17 protein-coding genes are annotated in these 16978 nt (G+C 62.8%); 8 read left to right on the forward strand and 9 right to left on the reverse strand.

Features of this window, described 5'->3' with window-relative positions; translation table 11 throughout:
* Positions 1 to 95: 95 nt before the first annotated feature.
* From IQ25_RS12500 to IQ25_RS12520, 5 genes are all read left to right on the forward strand, one after another.
* Entirely contained in the window at positions 96 to 1304 is a 1209-nt protein-coding gene (locus IQ25_RS12500) for an FAD-dependent oxidoreductase (protein ID WP_144906284.1), read from the forward strand.
* A gap of 58 nt (positions 1305 to 1362) precedes the next feature.
* Positions 1363 to 2109, forward strand: a complete 747-nt coding sequence (locus IQ25_RS12505) for a maleate cis-trans isomerase family protein (protein ID WP_144906286.1) — start codon at positions 1363 to 1365, stop codon at positions 2107 to 2109.
* A 211-nt stretch (positions 2110 to 2320) separates the two neighbouring features.
* Entirely contained in the window at positions 2321 to 3538 is a 1218-nt protein-coding gene (locus IQ25_RS12510) for a class I SAM-dependent methyltransferase (protein WP_144906288.1), read from the forward strand.
* Positions 3535 to 3894: a hypothetical protein gene (locus IQ25_RS12515; protein ID WP_144906290.1), complete on the forward strand. Its 360-nt coding sequence runs from the start codon at positions 3535 to 3537 to the stop codon at positions 3892 to 3894. Before IQ25_RS12510 ends, IQ25_RS12515 begins: the two co-directional genes overlap by 4 nt.
* 71 nt (positions 3895 to 3965) lie before the next feature.
* Positions 3966 to 4643, forward strand: a complete 678-nt coding sequence (locus IQ25_RS12520; RefSeq protein WP_144906292.1) for a hypothetical protein — start codon at positions 3966 to 3968, stop codon at positions 4641 to 4643.
* Here IQ25_RS12520 and IQ25_RS12525 read toward each other — a convergent pair.
* From IQ25_RS12525 to IQ25_RS12555, 7 genes are read right to left on the reverse strand one after another with little or no spacing between them, the layout of a single operon-like run.
* Positions 4630 to 5451: a kinase gene (locus IQ25_RS12525; RefSeq protein WP_144906294.1), complete on the reverse strand. Its 822-nt coding sequence runs from the start codon at positions 5449 to 5451 to the stop codon at positions 4630 to 4632. The genes IQ25_RS12520 and IQ25_RS12525 overlap by 14 nt on opposite strands.
* 55 nt (positions 5452 to 5506) lie before the next feature.
* Entirely contained in the window at positions 5507 to 6412 is a 906-nt protein-coding gene (locus IQ25_RS12530; RefSeq protein WP_144906296.1) for a hypothetical protein, read from the reverse strand.
* 15 nt (positions 6413 to 6427) lie between these two features.
* Positions 6428 to 7621, reverse strand: a complete 1194-nt coding sequence (locus IQ25_RS12535; protein WP_144906298.1) for a CaiB/BaiF CoA transferase family protein — start codon at positions 7619 to 7621, stop codon at positions 6428 to 6430.
* Positions 7618 to 8535, reverse strand: coding sequence for a hydroxymethylglutaryl-CoA lyase (locus IQ25_RS12540; RefSeq protein WP_144906300.1), 918 nt, complete (start codon positions 8533 to 8535; stop codon positions 7618 to 7620). The genes IQ25_RS12535 and IQ25_RS12540 overlap by 4 nt, the downstream gene beginning before the upstream one ends.
* Positions 8532 to 9137, reverse strand: coding sequence for a 3-isopropylmalate dehydratase small subunit (gene leuD / locus IQ25_RS12545; protein ID WP_144906302.1), 606 nt, complete (start codon positions 9135 to 9137; stop codon positions 8532 to 8534). The genes IQ25_RS12540 and leuD overlap by 4 nt, the downstream gene beginning before the upstream one ends.
* Positions 9134 to 10504, reverse strand: a complete 1371-nt coding sequence (locus tag IQ25_RS12550) for a 3-isopropylmalate dehydratase large subunit (RefSeq protein WP_144906304.1) — start codon at positions 10502 to 10504, stop codon at positions 9134 to 9136. The genes leuD and IQ25_RS12550 overlap by 4 nt, the downstream gene beginning before the upstream one ends.
* Positions 10501 to 11844: an alpha/beta hydrolase gene (locus tag IQ25_RS12555; protein ID WP_144906306.1), complete on the reverse strand. Its 1344-nt coding sequence runs from the start codon at positions 11842 to 11844 to the stop codon at positions 10501 to 10503. Before IQ25_RS12555 ends, IQ25_RS12550 begins: the two co-directional genes overlap by 4 nt.
* 83 nt (positions 11845 to 11927) lie before the next feature.
* Between IQ25_RS12555 and IQ25_RS12560 the strand changes: the two genes are divergently transcribed.
* Genes IQ25_RS12560 through IQ25_RS12570 form a run of 3 tightly spaced genes read left to right on the forward strand, consistent with a single transcriptional unit; the run spans position 11928 to position 14399 of the window.
* Positions 11928 to 12608 carry an isochorismatase family protein gene (locus tag IQ25_RS12560; RefSeq protein ID WP_144906308.1) on the forward strand — a complete coding sequence of 227 codons (681 nt, stop codon included), beginning with the start codon at positions 11928 to 11930 and terminating at the stop codon, positions 12606 to 12608.
* A gap of 1 nt (position 12609) precedes the next feature.
* On the forward strand, positions 12610 to 13488 hold the full coding sequence (locus IQ25_RS12565; RefSeq protein WP_144906310.1) for a polysaccharide deacetylase family protein: 879 nt from the start codon (positions 12610 to 12612) through the stop codon (positions 13486 to 13488).
* On the forward strand, positions 13485 to 14399 hold the full coding sequence (locus tag IQ25_RS12570) for a polysaccharide deacetylase family protein (protein ID WP_144906312.1): 915 nt from the start codon (positions 13485 to 13487) through the stop codon (positions 14397 to 14399). The genes IQ25_RS12565 and IQ25_RS12570 overlap by 4 nt, the downstream gene beginning before the upstream one ends.
* On the opposite strand, the gene IQ25_RS12575 is transcribed toward IQ25_RS12570, so the two are convergent.
* Positions 14368 to 15777, reverse strand: coding sequence for a mannitol dehydrogenase family protein (locus tag IQ25_RS12575; protein WP_258537025.1), 1410 nt, complete (start codon positions 15775 to 15777; stop codon positions 14368 to 14370). The two genes, IQ25_RS12570 and IQ25_RS12575, sit on opposite strands and share 32 nt — an antisense overlap.
* A partial coding sequence (gene uxaC / locus IQ25_RS12580) for a glucuronate isomerase (protein ID WP_144906314.1) occupies positions 15774 to 16978 on the reverse strand: 1205 nt, incomplete at its 5' end. The genes uxaC and IQ25_RS12575, both read right to left, overlap by 4 nt.

Consider the following 16978-nt stretch of genomic DNA (forward strand, 5'->3'; position numbering starts at 1 on the left):
ATCACCGCAAGGCGGATAGTTTGGCGGCTTTGCCCAACTCGAACAGTTACCCAGTCCATATCCTGTAACAGAAGTTACATTGGAGTCCGCTGGATATGACAGGGGTTGATCGGTGCCAGGTGGCGATTGTCGGAGCCGGTCCCGTAGGGACGGTTCTGGCCACGCTGCTGGCCCAGGCGGGGGTGGATGTCGTCGTGCTGGAAGCAGGCGAGGATTGCGCACAGGATCTGCGCGCCTCGACCTTTCATCCGCCGACGCTCGAAATGCTCGACACTATCGGCATTACGCCGATGCTGTTGGAAAAGGGCCTAAAGGCACCGGTTTACCATTGGCGTGACCGTACCAGTGGCGAAGTCATTGATTTCGACCTGAGCGAGATTGACGATGTCACGCGCTATCCCTTCCGCATCCAGTGCGAACAGTATCATCTGTCGCGGGCGCTGGCAGCGGGTCTGGAGAAGTTCTCGAACGCGAAGATGCACTTCAGCACGCGCCTGCTGACCTTCAAGCAGGACGAGAGTGGTGTCGATCTTTGGGCAGAGACACCTTACGGCGTCAATCAGCTTCGCGCGGAATTTCTCATTGGGGCCGATGGTGCCAATTCCATCGTCCGCAAGTGGCTGGGCATCGAGTTTGACGGGTTTACCTACCCCGAACGCTTCCTGTGTCTCTCGACCGATCTTGAGTTGGCCGATCACCTGCCGAACCTGGCTTATGTGAATTATGTCTCCGATCCGAAGGAGTGGCTTGTCCTGCTGCGCGTGCCCTCGCTCTGGCGCGTCCTGGTGCCGACAGATGGTTCGCTAAGCGATGACGAACTGCGGTCAGACAAGATCAAGAACGGCATTTTCGACCGGCTGGTGGGCGATGGCGCTGCCGTCAAGACCGAGCACCGCACGCTTTATCGTGTGCACCAGCGCGTGGCCAAGTCGTTCCGCGAAGGGCGGGTCATGCTCGTCGGCGATGCTGCTCACCTGAACAACCCGCTTGGCGGCTTTGGCATGAATTCCGGCGTGCACGATGCCTTCAACCTGTTCGAAAAACTCGAACCGGTGCTCAAGGGCAAGGCGGCGATGGAGCCAAACCTCGCGCTCTACGATCGCCAGCGTCGCGAGGTGACACACAGCTTCACCCAGATGCAGACCAAGGAAAACATGGCCTTCATCAAGGGCGGGCAAGACGGCGCACATGAAGCGCGCCGCGCCAAGATGCTGGAAATCAAGAATAACGATGAAACCCGTCGCAACTACCTGATGCGGCAAGCCATGTTCGACAGCCTCGCCCAGGCGGCTGCGATCGTTTGATCCGAAGTGGCGCCGTGGTGGTGGGACTGCGGCGCGGCTTCTTCTGGAGATAAGTCCGATGGTTGACGTCCAGGGTTACCGCGCCTGTCTTGGCGTGATTGCCCCTTCCACCAACACCACTGTCCAGCCCGACATGGAGCGCATGCGCCCCGCCGGCGTGACCAACCACTTTTCGCGCATCTTCGTGGAAGACCCGGTGGCACTGTCGAACGAGGATTTCATTGCCGGCACCACGGCGATTGCCGAGAACACCATGGACGCTGTGCGTTCGGCGATGACGCTGCGGCCGGAGTATCTCGTGCTCGGCATGTCAGCGATCACGTTCTATGGCGGGGTCGAAGGCGGCAAGAAGTTCAAGGCCGAGGTCGAGGCACTGGCAGGGGTAGGCGCTTCCACGGGCTCGGAATCGGTCGCTGCCGCGCTGCACGCCTATGGCAACATCAAGACCGTCAGCTTCGTTTCGCCCTATTACCCGGTCGCAAACGCCGAAGTGCGGCGGTTCCTTGAGGAGTCGGGCTTCTCGGTCGTCCGCGATGTGCCGTTGCAGTGCAAGCGCTGGACCGACATCGCGAAGGTAACGCCCCAGCAACTGCGCGAGGTGATCGACCATCTCAACGGTAGCGAAGTCGACGCAATCGTGCAGGTCGGCACCAATCTCTCGATGGTCAGCCTTGCAGCCGAGTATGAGCTCAAGCTCGACAAGCCGGTTATCGCGATCAACACCGCGACTTACTGGCACGCGCTGCGAACGCTGGGAATCACTGACCGGATCGAAGGCCTCGGTCGACTCCTTTCGGAGTACTGAGGCCGTGGGTGCGTGCACGGTCCTCCCCCCGTTAGTGCGCACCCTCTTCGATTTTTCAGCCGGGGTTGACCTGCATCAAGGGATGCACAGCACATTTGTCCATACAAATATACCGCCACCCCGGCTTGACAGTGTCGCAGCAGGTCTGAAAATTTGTCCGGACATTTAGATCGGCCGAATCCCGCCTGCAGCGCGCTAGAGGACGAAACGCATGAAGAAAGACCTGCCACCGCCCTACACCGCGCTGACGCGCCATCCGATGATGCCGCGCACCAAACATGATGAATCCGCGCGGTTCAATTTCCTGACGCACTTCAACCGCTATCTCTCGGGCACCCTCGGCGCGGGCAACAAGCTTGCCTATGAGACCCGCGTGCTGCCGGCCTTCCGTGCCGAGCATGGCCGCGATCCGGAGCATCGCTACGAAATCCGCGATGCGATGAACCGTGATCCGTTCCACCGCATGTGGTCTGCGCTGAAGCGCAATTCGATGGAAATGCGCCAGATGAACGGGCGGCAGGCGGTGCTGCGCCAGCTCGACGAACTGGATGCACAGGCCCGTCAGTTCAATGAACATTCCGGCCTGCTGGAGCTTGATGCCAGCATCGAACAACCGCTTTACCAGACCTGCGTCGATATCCATTGCCAGCCCGGCGGCTATCATTCCGAGGAGCGCCCGGGCGATGTCACGGTAGGTGCCAACTACGATGTCGGCCTCTTCGCTACGGTTGGCGGTGCGCTTGGCGCGCTGAACGATGGCGGCGGGCAGGCGCTGGTCGCCTGGGCCAAGGCGAACAAGCCTGATTGGAAGCCGAAGCGCATTCTCGATATCGGCTGCACGGTGGGTCACAATGCGGTGCCGCTGGCGCAGGGGTTCCCCGATGCCGAGGTAATCGCCATAGACACCGCAGGCGCAACACTACGCTATGCCGCCGCGCGTGCCGCCGGGCTTGGCGTGAAGAACATCAAGTTTGTTCAGGCCAATGGCGAAGATCTCTCGCGCTTCCCCGACAACCACTTCGACTGGGTGCAGACCACGATGTTCCTGCACGAACTGTCGGCCTCGTCCATGCCGAGGATCCTGCGCGAGGCGCACCGCGTGCTCAAACCGGGCGGGCTGATCCTTCACGTCGAACAGCCGCAGTACGGCCCCGACATGCCGCTGTTCGAACAGTTCATGCGCGATTGGGATGCCTTCAACAACAACGAGCCATTCTGGTCGGCCATGCACGGCGTCGAGCTGGAAGACGTGATGGCCGATGCCGGCTTCACCCATGCCGAACAGTTCGTCGTCGGTGTGCGCGCGGTGGTTGACCCGACGATTTTCCCGCCATCGCCGGAAGGTGAGGCTGAGGACTTTGGCCGCGCTGCGGTGTGGAACGCCTATGGCGCATGGAAAGTCGCGCCCGCTAAGGAGATCGCAGCATGACCGAGGGTATCGACTGGATCGCCCGCTCGGGAGCACGCGCCAAGGGCCGTCGCCCCGCCTTCTTCGATGAGCCTGCGCTCGACCGGCTCTATTCGCTGACGCTGGCGCTGGCATCGGAATTGTCCGCCACGCGGGAACGTCTCGATACGGTGGAGCGCCTGCTCGAAACCGGTGGCACACTGCGCCGCGAAGACATCGAAGCCTACGCTCCTGATCGTGCGGCGGGCGAGGAGCGCGGGGAAAGCACCCGCGCCTACATCGCCCGCATCATGCGCGGCTTCCAGCAGGAAGTCGAAGCCATGGAAAACCCCGACCCGCCGATCATGGACTGGGTCGAGAAACTGTCAACGCCCTGACGTTGCCTGTGGGGCCGGAGCTGCAAAGGCCCGGCCCTGACCGGCAGCACAAGAATCCCCGGGGGGAAACAATGATCGAAGAAGTGCTCGTCCTGCGCTGGGTCCACATTATTGCCATGGTCTACTGGCTTGGCGGTGAATGGGGCGTTTTCCAGTCAAGTTACAACATCATCAATCGCAACCTTTCGCTCGAAGAGCGCAAGCGGCACATGGAAACCGCCTACCGCATTGATATCCTTGCGCGCACCGGCATTATCATGCTGCTGCCGCTGGGCCTCCACATGGGCAATATCTATGGCCTTCAGCCTTATGGCGATGGCTACCTGACCGCGATGTGGGTATTTGTGGCTGGATGGCTCGGCCTTTGCTGGGGCGCGTTCTTCACCCGCGAAACCGACCTCGGTATCCGCCTGACCAAGCTGGATGAGGCGATCCGCTATGTGCTGATCCCAACCATCTTCGTCCTCGGTATCTCCTCCCTGCTCGGCAATGGCCCCTTCGAAGCCAGCGAGGGTTCGCGCTGGTACGCCACGAAGTTCACGCTCTATGGCTTTACGCTGTGCATCGGCCTTGGCCTGCGCTGGATCATGCGGCTCTGGACGATGCGTTTCCGCGCACTGGCAGCCGGGCCCGATCCGGTTCAGGAGGCCGCGCTGGAACGTGAGATCGTGATCGGCCGCTGCCTGGCCTATGTCTACTGGATCACGATCTCGGGAATCTGTTTCCTCGGCACGGTCAAGCCGTTCTGAACGAAACCGGATGGCGCTTCGCATCGAGGGCGATCGAAAGGTCTGCCCTCGATGGCATTTCTGCCAGAATGTGGCGCGTAAGGCGTTCGTAGAACATCACGAAGCGCCGGATCGCTGCACGATCCATCAGGGCGGGGGCTTCCTCGCCCTTTTGCTCAAGCTCACGGCGCAGGGCTTCTTCCTGCTGGAATCGCCAATCTGCCACGACTTCGAAGACCGGTGCCTGCAGCAGGACGAGCATGTCGATTCGGGCGAAAAGTCTGCTGTACTCTCCGGCAAGGCAGGCATTCGCGTAAGCCCTCCATTTGGTATCGGTATCCTCGGTTCGTTCGAGCGCATTGACGGGTTTAACCAGGTCGGAATCGGCCTGCGGCTTTGCTCCAACACACCAGCCTTCGAACAGCACCACATCGACCGGGGCGGGAATGCGGTGCCAGGCATCCTGCGGCACAAGGTCATCCGTTGCCTTGTCGAACGCGGGGATCCTTACTTCGCCTTCATGGCGCAGATCATCGAAGAGCGAGAGGCCAAGCTGAACGTCATGCGTTCCCGGAACACCACGCACGGCGAACAGGGGATGCACATCCCGGGCAAGGGCCTGCCGATGAGCTTTCGATAGATAGAGATCGTCAAGAGACAGCGACGCCACGCGCAGGCCCTCGATTTCCAGCCGGCGGGCAAGGGCGCGAGTCGTCCATGTCTTGCCGCTGCCTTGCGCACCACAAAGGCCAAGAACGAACGGATGGCGTTGCGCCTTGCCAATGCGAGGCAGCAGATGGTTGGCGATCGTTTCTGTGGTGCTTGCCATCGAAGGTCCTTGTGCGGACCTTTGTTATCAGGTGAGGCAAGCGGCAGCGCAATCTTCAGTTGCGGTACTCAAGCGCCTTGCGTTTCAGCCCGGCGACGGGATCAGCGGCCATGACCGGATCGAAGCGGGCCAGCATCGTGCGCCAGTCCTCGGGCATTTCGGCAAAGCTTGCGACCTTCTGGCCGAACGAACGCAGCGTCTGCGTGCCCGATCCTGGGGGCATCTTCCACCAGCGGGCATAGTCGGTCACATCGGTACCGTGGGCGTTGGCGCTGGCGAAGTGCACCTTCGGGTTCAGCGCCTCGACTGCCGGACTGCAGATCATGCTCATGTCGTTGAGCACCCGGTCGGGCTTGCCCGGCGTTACCGCTCGGGCGCGGCTGTGGGTCTGGAAGGCGATGGTATCGCCAACGTGGTAGAACAGTTCCGGCACATGCTCGAGCGTGAAGCTGCTGCCGCCGATGGTTTCAGGCAGTTGCAGGACGTTGTGAGCATCGTAATGCACCGAGGTAGGGCCGACAGGCGCAAACGAGGTATCGACCATCTCACCGGTAATCGGATTGTGCAGCTTTTCGGCGAACGTGGCGCTGCCCGGTGCCGTGCGAAAACCCAGTTCATACTGGGTGACGTCCATTGTGCCATCGGCATTGGGCTGAACCATCATGACCGCGCCGAAGTTCAGTTCGCACAACGGGATCAGGTTTGCACCTTGCTGCGCATAGTTCCGGCCACGAAAAAACCAGCAGACCAATCCGGGATCCGTGCGCAGACGAACGCGGCGGATGATGTCGATGCGGCTTTTCTCGTCGGCCGGGATTCCGGTCTCACGTGGCAGGCTTGAAGCGCTGGTCGTGGACGCGGCGAAGGCGGGCAGCGCGGCTGCCGCACCCATGGCCATGCCTCCACCAAGCAGCATGCGTCGGCTCAACAATGCCATCTCGTCGGTGGAATCTCCAGCCATGGTCATCCTTTCACGTCAGGCAGCACCCACAGCCCCTGCTTCAAACAATTGATCGATCTGCACGGCTTCGTAGCCGAGAGCTTCCAGCACGGTGCGGGTGTCTGCACCCGGCTGCGGCAGGACAACCGGTGCGCCGGGGCGCTTGCCATCCAACTGCAGCGGGATCGTCGGCAGGCGGGTCTCGCCGCCGTTATCCAGCGTGACGGGTTCCAGCCCGCCATCGGCAAGCTGCGGGTCGTCGAACATGTCTTCCGGACGGCCGATCGGCGCGAAGGGAAGTCCCGTGCCCTCAAGCTTCGAAATCACCTCGGCGCGGGTCATTCCGCCGATCAGGGCGCGGATCTGCGGCAGGATGCGGTCACGTGCGAGCACGCGCTGATTGTTGGCGCGCAATGCTTCATCAGCCCAAAGATCGTGCAGTTCGAATAGCTTGCAGAACTTTTCCCACAAACTGTCTGAAACGACGCCGATGAACACCGGCTCGTCCTGCGTTTCGAACACGTCGTAGATTGCCCAGGCCGAAATGCGGGCGGGCATTGGTGACGCGGCTTTGCCGGTCACCGCGTACTGCGCCATGTGCTGGCCGACGAGATAGACCGTCGTCTCGAACAGGCTGGCGACGACCTTCTGGCCGCGCCCTGTGCGGTGGCGTTCCTCCAGCGCCGCCAGAATCCCGATCACGCCGAACATGCCACCGGTCACGTCGATAACGCTGGATCCTGCACGCAGGGGGCGGCCAGGGGGACCGGTCATGTAGGCAAGGCCGCCCATCATCTGCGCTACCTCATCCAGCGCGGTGCGATCCGCGTAAGGACCCGGAAGAAATCCTTTTTCAGAACAATAGATAAGTCGGGGATTTTCAGAACTCAGCGCATCATACGACAGGCCGAGCCGATCAAGCGCGCCGGGGCGGAAGTTCTCGATCAGGACATCGGCATTCGCGGCCAGATCGCGCGCTACGGCCAAACCTTCAGCGGACTTGAGGTTGAGGCAGATCGACTGTTTTCCGCGGTTGTACATGGGGAAATAGCCTGCGCCTGAACCCAGCAGCCGCCGCGTCTGATCGCCGCCGATGGGTTCAATTCGCACGACCTCTGCGCCGAGGCCTGCAAGGATGTGGCCCACTGCCGGCCCCATGACCATGTGCGTGAACTCGACGACCCTGATGCCGGCCAGGGGTTGCGGTGTTGTCGGTTCAGCCGCGCTCACTTCGCGATCCTTTCGTTGTAATCGAGCATAGGCCCGGCGTCGGGCGTGAAGCCGTAGAGCGGCTCGTCCGGCAGCGCGTCCCTTAGGATGGTGCGCACTTCGAGCAGCTTTTCGAGGTTGATCCCGGTATCCAAGCCCATGGCATTGAGCATCAGCACCAGATCTTCGGTCACCAGATTGCCCGAAGCCCCTGGCGCGTAGGGGCAGCCGCCAAGTCCGCCGAGCGACGCATCAAGCGTGGTGATGCCCTCGTCCAGCCCGGCAAGCGCATTGGCAAGGCCAAGGCCGCGGGTGTTGTGGAGATGGAGCGAGGTCAGCATATCGCCCACCGCGCCGCGCACCTTGCGGATCAGGCGGCGGACCTGTGCGGGATCGGCATAGCCGGTGGTGTCGGACAGGCTGAACTCTTGCGCACCAGCTTCTGCCGCTGCTTCGGCAAGGTGAACGACTGCATCCTCGCTCACCGCGCCTTCCAGCGTGCAGCCGAAGGCTGTCGACAGGCCTACGGCAAAGTGGACGCCGCCCGCGCTCGCGATTTCGGCCACCGCCCGGATTTCTGCGAGCATCGCGGGGTGATCCTTGCGCACATTTCGGATCGAATGGGTCTCGCTCATCGAAAAGGGGATCGACATGCCGTGGACGCCCGCTTCCACCGCGCGGGCGGCACCCTTGGCATTGGGCACCAGCGCCACCACGTTCAGGCCCGGCAGGGTGCGGGCAAAGGCGACGAGTTCAGCGGTATCGGCCATCTGCGGCAACAGGGCAGGGGGCACGAAGCTGCCCACTTCGATCTCCTGCACGCCTGCAGCGGCCTCGGCCGCGATCCAGGCCTTCTTGGCTTCCAGCGGCATGACTTGCTTGATCGATTGCAGCCCATCGCGCGGGCCGACTTCGGAAACGAGAATTCGGGTCAAGCGTGCTTCTCCAGATAGATCCACGGGCGAAGCGCCTTGTCGGCCTCCGTCCAGGCATCGATTTCGGGGCGCGATTTCAGGGTCAGGTCGATGGCGTCGAGGCCTTCGATCAGCATTTCCTTGGGCTCTGTTTCGATTTCGAAGCGGTGGATTGCATCGCCGCAGGTCACTGTCTGCGAGGGGAGGTCGACGGTGATCTCTTCCCACGCGAGCGGCGCGATCAATTCGCCAGACAGTGCCACGGGCAACAGCCCATTGCGCAGGGCATTGGCCTTGAAAATCGGCGCGAAGCTGGGTGCGATCACGCAGGCGATGCCCCATTCCATCAGCGCCCAGACGGCGTGCTCACGACTGGACCCGCAGCCGAAGTTTTCGCCAGCCAGCAGGATGCGCTGGCCGACTGCTTGGGATTGGTTAAGTGCGAAGGTTGGATCAGGTGTGCGGGCCGCTGCATCGCCATAGCGCCAGGGTGCGAACAGACCGTCTGCAAGGCCGGTGCGCCCGGTGGTCTTCATCTCGCGGCTTGGGATCACGGCATCGGTGTCGATGTTGTCGCGCAGCAGCGGAATTGCGCGCGATGCGAGGGTGATGAACGGGGTCACGCCAGCCGTTCCCGTGGATCGGCGATGGCTCCGGCCAGCGCGCTGGCGGCCACCGTTTCGGGGCTGGCGATGTGGGTGCGAATGCCGGGGCCCTGGCGGCCTTCGAAGTTGCGATTGGTGCTGCTGATCGTCCGGCTGCCTGGTTCGAACCCTTCGCCACCGGCGTAGAAGCACAGCGAACAGCCGCTCATCCGCCATTCGAAGCCTGCGTCGATGAACACCTTGTCCAATCCCTCAGCTTCGGCTGCGCGTTTCACAGCCATGCTGCCGGGGACGACAAGCGCCTTGCGGATTGCGGGGGAAACTCGCCTGCCCCTGAGAATTGCCGCCGCGCGGCGCAGGTCTGACAGGCGGGCGTTCGTGCAGGACCCTATGAAGGCGGCATCGATGGGCGTGCCCTTGATCGGCGCACCTGCGTCCAATGCAATGTACTCATGGGCGCGGGCCGGTCCTTGCGGCACAGTTCCGTCAATGGCGACGCAGTGTTCCGGGCTGGTGCCCCAGCTGACCATCGGAGCGATAGTGCTGGCGTCTATGATGATTTCCCTGTCAAAGACCGCCCCGGCATCGGTGCGCAGTGTCTGCCAGTAGGGATCGTCGAACGTCGCAGGCGCGTAGCGGCGACCGGCGAGGTAGGCGTAGGTCTTTTCGTCCGGAGCAATGATGCCGGTCATGGCGGCAAACTCCGTCGCCATGTTGCACAGCGTCATGCGCCCTTCGATATCGAGCGCGCCTACAGCCTCTCCGGCAAACTCCACCACATAGCCTGAGCCGCCAGCTGCGCCGTGCGTGGCGAGCAGGGTCAGCGCCATGTCTTTCGGGGTGACGCCTGGGGAGAGCCGCCCTTTGAAAGTCACTCGCATCGTTTTCGGGCGGGCAAGGCGCAGCACACCGGTTGCCATCGCATGCTCGGCCTCGCTGGAGCCGATGCCCCAGGCCAGTGCGCCAAGCGCTCCTTGCGTGCAGGTGTGACTGTCGGGCGCGACGAGCGTGACGCCGGGCAGTACGATGCCCAGCTCGGGCGAAATGACATGCGTGATGCCCTGATCGCGGTCGGTTACATCGAACAGCCTGATCCCGGCGGCCAGCGCGGCTTCGCGGGTTTCGGTGATGAAAGCCTGCCCACCTTGCATCAGCGTCTGGTCGCCGCGTCCTGGGCGGGTATCGACGATGTGGTCCATCACGGCAAAGACCCGCGCCGGATCGAGCACGGGGCGCCCGGCGGCAGCCAGCGACTTGAGCGCCGAGGCACCGGTGCGCTCGTGCAGAAAGACGCGGTCTATGGCGATAAGCGTTGCGCCTGCTGCCGTATCGGCAACATGGTGGGCGTCCCAGATCTTGGCAAGGAGTGTGCGGGGTTGGGTCATGCTCTGGCTTTCACCAAGGCCTCGTGCCACTGCCGTGCCGCGTTGCCAGCCCGCAACCGTGCGCGTGTCCGAAGAGCGATAGCTTCGGGGGTGATTTCGGATTGGACGACTGGAATGGCGGCTGCCGCTCGCGCATCGTACCATGGCCGGAAGAACGCTTCGGCGCGCGAGATCCCCCATGCGCGCTGGAGATGTTCGCCAAAGCGCTGCGGTGCCAGATCGGGATTGAGCAGCACGGGGTCGCCTATGGGAACTTCCGGCCAGATTATCTCGTGGGTCCCGAGCTTGCATGCAGCCTCTTCAACCACGATGGCAAGATTGTCTGCGGCATCGGAGAGGCCGTGGCCCGGTACGTCGATGGCAATGCCACCTGGGCCAGGATTGGAGAGCTCTGCGCCGGGGTCGTGAAGCACGAGGTGTGTTGCCCCGATCTTCCCGCGCCAGTGAACCAGCCCGCCGCCTGCGACAATGAAACCCTCGCTGTCGTCTTCGGCTAGGTTCGGGCAAGCCTCGCCGGCATGCGAAAGAAGGAAGGCAAGGCAATCCGCATGATGGGCCGCTGGGCTCGTCGCCTTGTTGGTCCGCCAGCCTGCGGGAAGCGGAGGCAGTCGATCGATGTGGCCTTGCAGCGGATCGCCATTGTAGGCACTGATGAGGACGGGCCCTGTTGCTACGTGCTCAGGGGCAATCCATGGCGCAGCCGACAGCGCCGCACGATAGCCTGAGCGGTAGGCGTCGCCCGCATCAAGCATTTCCATGACGATGGCCTGCACCCTTGCCAGATCGGCGTGCGCCACGCTCATGCGCGTCTCGTCGCGCACGTCGAACCATGGGAAGAACCAGGATTGTTCCATAACCCGGTTCCACAGCCAGGTCAGGTGCTCGCCAAAGGCACTGGGATTGAACGGCACCGTGTAGCGTTCGCCGAACAACTCCATCTCTGCCGCAGTCCATACCGGATAGCCGCCGATGGCGAGCGCAATGAAGCGGCTCGGCCGCTGCTTCATTGCATGTGCAAGGATGATCCCGCCTGAGTGAAAACCGTACGCATGACAATGGTTTAAACCAAGAACCTCGACAAATTCCAGCGTTGCGGCGGCAAAGGCATCGATATCCGGTTCTCCGCCCAGCGGATCAGATTGTCCGAACCCCGGAGAGTCTGGCGCGATGCAGGTGAAGTGTGCGCCCCATTCACGCATCAGCGGCTCGTACTCCTTCGAGCTTCGCGGGCTCTGGTGGACCAGCAGCAGGACCGGTCCCTTGCCGCATTTGCGGTAGTGGACCCTCCGCTCTGGTCCGGCTGCGCTGGCGGGGATCGTGAGGAAGTGGCGCGTGATCATGGTGCTGGGCTGCGCGGGGTCATGCACGGCTGCAACAGTGGCGGCGCGCTTTGGTTGACAGGCGATAAAAAGGAGCCGGGGTTTTGGAGATTAAGGGCACCCGCATGATCAGCGATGGCCGCACTGCGAAGCAGATCTTCGAGGAGGTGATGAGCAATCCGGCAAGGCGCAAGTTCGGCTTCGGCAACAAGCTGGCCATCGTCAACGTCGATTTTCAGCGCGCCTATACTGATCTGGAAGCCTTCGCCACATCCTACGAAACCGACCCTCGCCAGATCGAATATGTGAACACGATCAGCACATTGGCCCGCGCCAAAGGCATGCCGGTGGTGTGGACGCGTGTGGCCTACAAAGAAGATGCGTCCGATGCTGGCGTCTGGGGAACGCGCACCGATACTCCCGACAGCTTGCAGAACATCAAGTACGATTCCGAGCGGCACCAGTACGATCCGCGCTGCGCCTTCGGCCCGGACGACCTGCATTACACCAAGCGCATGCCAAGTGCCTTCTTCGAGACGCAGCTCGCCAGCTATCTGGTGTTCCACAAGGTCGATACCGTGGTGGTGACGGGCGGCAGCACATCCGGCTGCGTGCGCGCCACGGCGGTAGATGCGCTCAGCCATGGCTATCGCACAATCGTGCCGATCGAGACCTGTGCGGACAAGCACGAGTCATTTCACTACGCGAACCTTACCGACCTTCAGCTCAAGTATGCCGACGTCGAGCCGGTACAGGCAGTGATCGACTGGCTGGAGGCGCACTGACATGCTGGAAGGCAGTGCCGATCCCGGACTATATGACTACGCTCCATATCGTGGACGAAGGAAGGTCGTCTGGCCCGACGGCAAGACCGTTGCGGTGTGGGTTGCGCCCAACCTTGAATACTACGAGATCGACCCGCCGTCTCATCCCAGGCGCAAGGCCTGGGTACGGCCTCATCCCGACGTGGTGGGTTATTCCCATCGCGATCATTCCAACCGCGTCTCGCACTGGCGCATGGCCGATGTGATGAGCCGCCACGGCTTTCCCGGCTCGGTCAGCCTGTCAGTGGCGCTGTGCCAGCACCATCCCGAAGTTGTGGCAGATGGGGTGGCGCGAGGCTGGGAGTTCTTCAGTCACGGCATCTACAACACGCGCTATGCCTATGAAATGTCTGAGGAACAGGAGCGTGCCATCATCGAGGATTCGATCCGCACCGTGCGCGAGGCGACCGGGCAGACGATCCGGGGCTGGCTTGCTCCTGCACTTACGCATACGCCGCGCACGCTTGATCTGATTGCCGAATACGGCCTCGACTACACTTGCGACCTCTACCACGACGATCAGGTGCAGGAGGTGAAGGTAAAGTCGGGGAGGCTGGCTTCGATCCCCTACAGCCTCGAAGTCAACGACCACTACGGCTTCTTCGTCTACAACATGTCCGGCCGGGAATATGCCGATACGCTGATCCGCCAGTTCGAGCGGCTTGCGGCAGAAGGCGAGCAATCGGGCACCGTCATGTGCATTCCCTTGCATGCCTACCTCATCGGCCAGCCCCACCGCATCGGCCCGTTCGAGGAAGCGCTGCGCCACATCGCCGCAGATGGTCGGGCATGGATTGCGCGGGCAGGCGAGATCGTCGACGCATGGAGGGCGCAACAGTGAGCCTTGATCCCAGCTATCTCGAGTATCCAATGCGTGGCCGTGGCTATGACCACGCGCTTTACCCGTGGTCGGCACTGCATGAACGCCCGCCGGTCAAATGGCCCAAGGGATCGGTGGCGGTGTGGGTCTGCGTCAGCCTTGAATGGTTCCCCATCACGCCCACGGATGCGCCGTTCCGTGCGCCGGGTCACATGGCCACTGCCTACCCCGATTTCCGCCACTACACTGCGCGCGACTATGGCAACCGCGTGGGCGCCTGGCGCTTCCTCGATGCCTTTGACAAGGTGGGTGCCCAAGCCACCTTTGCCACCAACGCAGCGGTGGCTGAGCGCTACCCCGAACTGGTGTGCACGGTCATGGATGGCGGCCACGAAGTGATCGCGCATTCGACCGACATGAACGGCACGATAGACGGTTCGCTGACAGAGGACGCCGAGGGCGCGCTTGTCGGCGAGGCGGTCAGGCGGCTGACGGCAGCGACCGGTGTGAAGCCCAAAGGCTGGCTGTCCATTGCCCGCTCGCAAAGCTTCAGGACGCTCGATCTCCTCAAGCAGCATGGCCTGACTTATTGCTGCGACTGGGTGAATGACGAATTGCCCTATCGCTTCACCAACGGGCTGATCGACTTGCCGCTGAACCACGAACTGTCCGACCGCACGATCATCGCAGTCCAGCAGCAGTCGGCCGACTCTTGGGCGCTGAGCCTCGAGGATGCGTTCGACTGGCTGGCGACCGAGGCGGCGAGAACCGGTAGTGCACGCATGCTGCCGATCCACGTGACCCCTTATATCATGGGCCTACCATACCGCATCGAAGCTTTCGAACGACTTTTGGCGCGGCTCTCGGCACGCCAGGAATGCTGGTTCGCGCGCGGTGATGCTATTGTAGAAGAGTGGTCTGCACAGGCCTGATATCTGCATGCCTGCCGACGTAATCGAGATCTTCCGGCGTCGGGTGCCAGTACCCTGATAGTGGTCCTGCCGCACTGAACAAGGCCTCCGCCGCATCGCGACCGGACAAGTAGCGGCGTACAATGAGGCTCAGCGAAGCTGCCATGGGATCGTCCACCGGTCCGTTGGCGCCAGACAAGTGGTGTATCCATGCGCTGATGGCGGTGAGGATGGCGGGGCAGGTCCTGCCTTGCGCCGCGCTTTCTGCGAGGGTTTCGAGCCAGCGCTGGGGGATCTTCTGCGAGCCGTCCATGGCGATCTGGATCAGACGGTGGTTGAGGCAGGGGTTGGCGAAGCGGGCGATCAGCGCTTCGGCGTAGGCGGCAAGGTCTTGTCCGGGAGCGGGCGTGATCGTGGGGGCGGCTTCCTCGTGCATCAGGCTTGTGGCGAGTTGCCGCAGGGCCGGGTCGGCGATAGCCTCGTGAACGTATTCGTAGCCTGCCTTGAGCCCGCAATAGGCGAGCAGCGAATGAGCGCCGTTGAGCATCCGGAGCTTGGCGGTCTCGTAGGGGCCGACTTCGGATACCAGCTGCGCGCCAACCGCTTCCCAGCGCGGGCGCGGGCCCGCAAAGCGATCCTCGATCACCCACTGGCTGAACGGCTCGGTCACGACGCAGGCTTCATCGCTCAGACCGCCCAGCGCCTTTGCCACCATTGCCCGGTCTTCGTCCGTCGTGGCAGGCACGATGCGGTCGATCATCGTCGAGGGGCAGGTGCAGTTTGCCTCGAACCAGGGCACCAGATCGGGCTCGTGCCGATCAAGGTACTGGAGCATCAGCGCGTGCAGCTTCGCACCGTTGTCGGCAAGGTTGTCGCAGGACAGCAGCGTCACGCCGCCAAGCCCCGCCTTGGCCCTCGCCAGCAGACCTTGCGTGACGAAGTAGTAGAAGCTCAGGGAGTGCGCGAGGTCGAAGTCGAGAGTGCCGTCAGCGCTGCGGCAATAGCCCTTCTCGGTCACCGTCAGGCTGACGATGTGCGTTGAAGGCGCGGCGACCGCGGCGATCACCGCATCGGGCTCCTCGCTTGCCACCAGCACGTTGCGCACCGATCCGACGATCCGCAGCCTCGCGCCCTCAGCGCTCTGTTCGGCAACCGTATAGAGCCCGCCTTGCGGGTTCATCTGCCGCGCCACGCCTGCCGAGCGGAGCGAGATGCCAGTGATGGCCCAATCGGCGTCACCCTCATTCATCGCAGCATCTGTGTACCAGGCCTGATGCGCGCGGTGGAACGCGCCGATGCCGAAGTGGACGATACCGACCTTCTGCGCTTCGCGGTCGTAGAGCGGGCGGGCAACCTCGGCGGGCAAGGCCGCCAGCGTGCCGGGCGACAGGCGCTTCACAGGTTATAGGCCTTCTTCGCCAGGTTGTACGACAGGTCCTGTGCCAGCTCCGCCGCTTCCCAGTCCTCGATGCGATGCTCGGCGACCAGCTCTGCCAGAAAGCCGCAGTCGATGCGCCGGGCAACGTCGTGTCGGGCCGGGATCGAGAGGAAGGCGCGGGTATCGTCGTTGAAACCGACGGTGTTGTAGAAGCCTGCCGTCTCGGTGATCATGTGGCGGAAACGCTTCATGCCCTCGGGGCTGTCGTGGAACCACCATGCCGGACCCAGCTTGAGGCACGGGTAATGCCCGGCCAGCGGCGCGAGTTCGCGAGCATAGGCGCTCTCGTCCAGCGTGAAGAGGATGATCGAAAGATCACGCTCGTTGCCGAACCTGTCGAGCAGCGGCTTGAGCGAGTGGACGAAGTCTGTCCGCATCGGGATGTCGGCGCCCTTGTCGCGGCCGAAGCGTTCGAACAGCGCGGCGTTGTGGTTGCGGAAGGAGCCGGGGTGGATCTGCATGACGAGGCCGTCCTCGAGGCTCATGCCCGCCATCTCGGTCAGCATCTGCGCGCGGAACAGTTCGGCGTCGGAAGAATGGAAGTTCCCAGAGGCGACGCGATCGAACAGCGCGGCGGCCTCGCTGGCGGATAGGTTGGCAGTCGCGGCCGTCGGATGGCCATGGTCGGTGCTCGTCGCGCCCATCGACGCGAAGAACGCGCGGCGCTGACGGTGCGCGGCAAGATAGCCGGTCCAGGTGCGGCAATCCTCGCCAGTCAACGCCGAGAACAGGTCGAGGTTGGCTTGAAAACCCTCAAACTCGGGATCGATCACCGGATCGGGGCGATAGGCGGTGATGACCTTGCCCTGCCACCCATCGGCGCGCCCATTCTCGGCACGGATCGCGGCGTGGTGCTCCAATGTGTCGAGCGGGCTCTCGGTCGTGGCGATGACCTCGATGTTGTAGCGATCGAACAGCGCGCGCGGGCGGAACGCATCCGTGGCGAGCATATCAGTGATGGTGTCGTAGTAGAGGTCGGCCGTCTCGGCACTCAGCTGCACGCCCATGCCGAAGGCCTCGGCGAACACCCAGTCCAGCCACATGCGCGAAGGCGTGCCGCGGAACAGCCAGTAGCGCTCGGCAAACAGCCGCCACGCCGCGCGCGGGTCCACGCCCTTGTTGCGCACGCCGAGATCTTCCAGCGCCACGCCCTGCGAATAGA

This window comes from Novosphingobium taihuense (assembly GCF_007830315.1).
In the GTDB taxonomy this organism is placed as follows: domain Bacteria; phylum Pseudomonadota; class Alphaproteobacteria; order Sphingomonadales; family Sphingomonadaceae; genus Novosphingobium; species Novosphingobium taihuense.

Bases quoted from the DNA above. Each gene is read 5' to 3' on its own strand.
- IQ25_RS12555 (WP_144906306.1), bottom strand. From the start codon at position 11,844: ATGATCACGCGCCACTTCCTCACGATCCCCGCCAGCGCAGCCGGACCA.
- IQ25_RS12520 (WP_144906292.1), top strand. From the start codon at position 3,966: ATGATCGAAGAAGTGCTCGTCCTGCGCTGGGTCCACATTATTGCCATG.
- IQ25_RS12515 (WP_144906290.1), top strand. From the start codon at position 3,535: ATGACCGAGGGTATCGACTGGATCGCCCGCTCGGGAGCACGCGCCAAG.
- IQ25_RS12510 (WP_144906288.1), top strand. From the start codon at position 2,321: ATGAAGAAAGACCTGCCACCGCCCTACACCGCGCTGACGCGCCATCCG.
- IQ25_RS12550 (WP_144906304.1), bottom strand. From the start codon at position 10,504: ATGACCCAACCCCGCACACTCCTTGCCAAGATCTGGGACGCCCACCAT.
- IQ25_RS12505 (WP_144906286.1), top strand. From the start codon at position 1,363: ATGGTTGACGTCCAGGGTTACCGCGCCTGTCTTGGCGTGATTGCCCCT.
- IQ25_RS12500 (WP_144906284.1), top strand. From the start codon at position 96: ATGACAGGGGTTGATCGGTGCCAGGTGGCGATTGTCGGAGCCGGTCCC.
- IQ25_RS12565 (WP_144906310.1), top strand. From the start codon at position 12,610: ATGCTGGAAGGCAGTGCCGATCCCGGACTATATGACTACGCTCCATAT.
- IQ25_RS12530 (WP_144906296.1), bottom strand. From the start codon at position 6,412: ATGGCTGGAGATTCCACCGACGAGATGGCATTGTTGAGCCGACGCATG.
- IQ25_RS12525 (WP_144906294.1), bottom strand. From the start codon at position 5,451: ATGGCAAGCACCACAGAAACGATCGCCAACCATCTGCTGCCTCGCATT.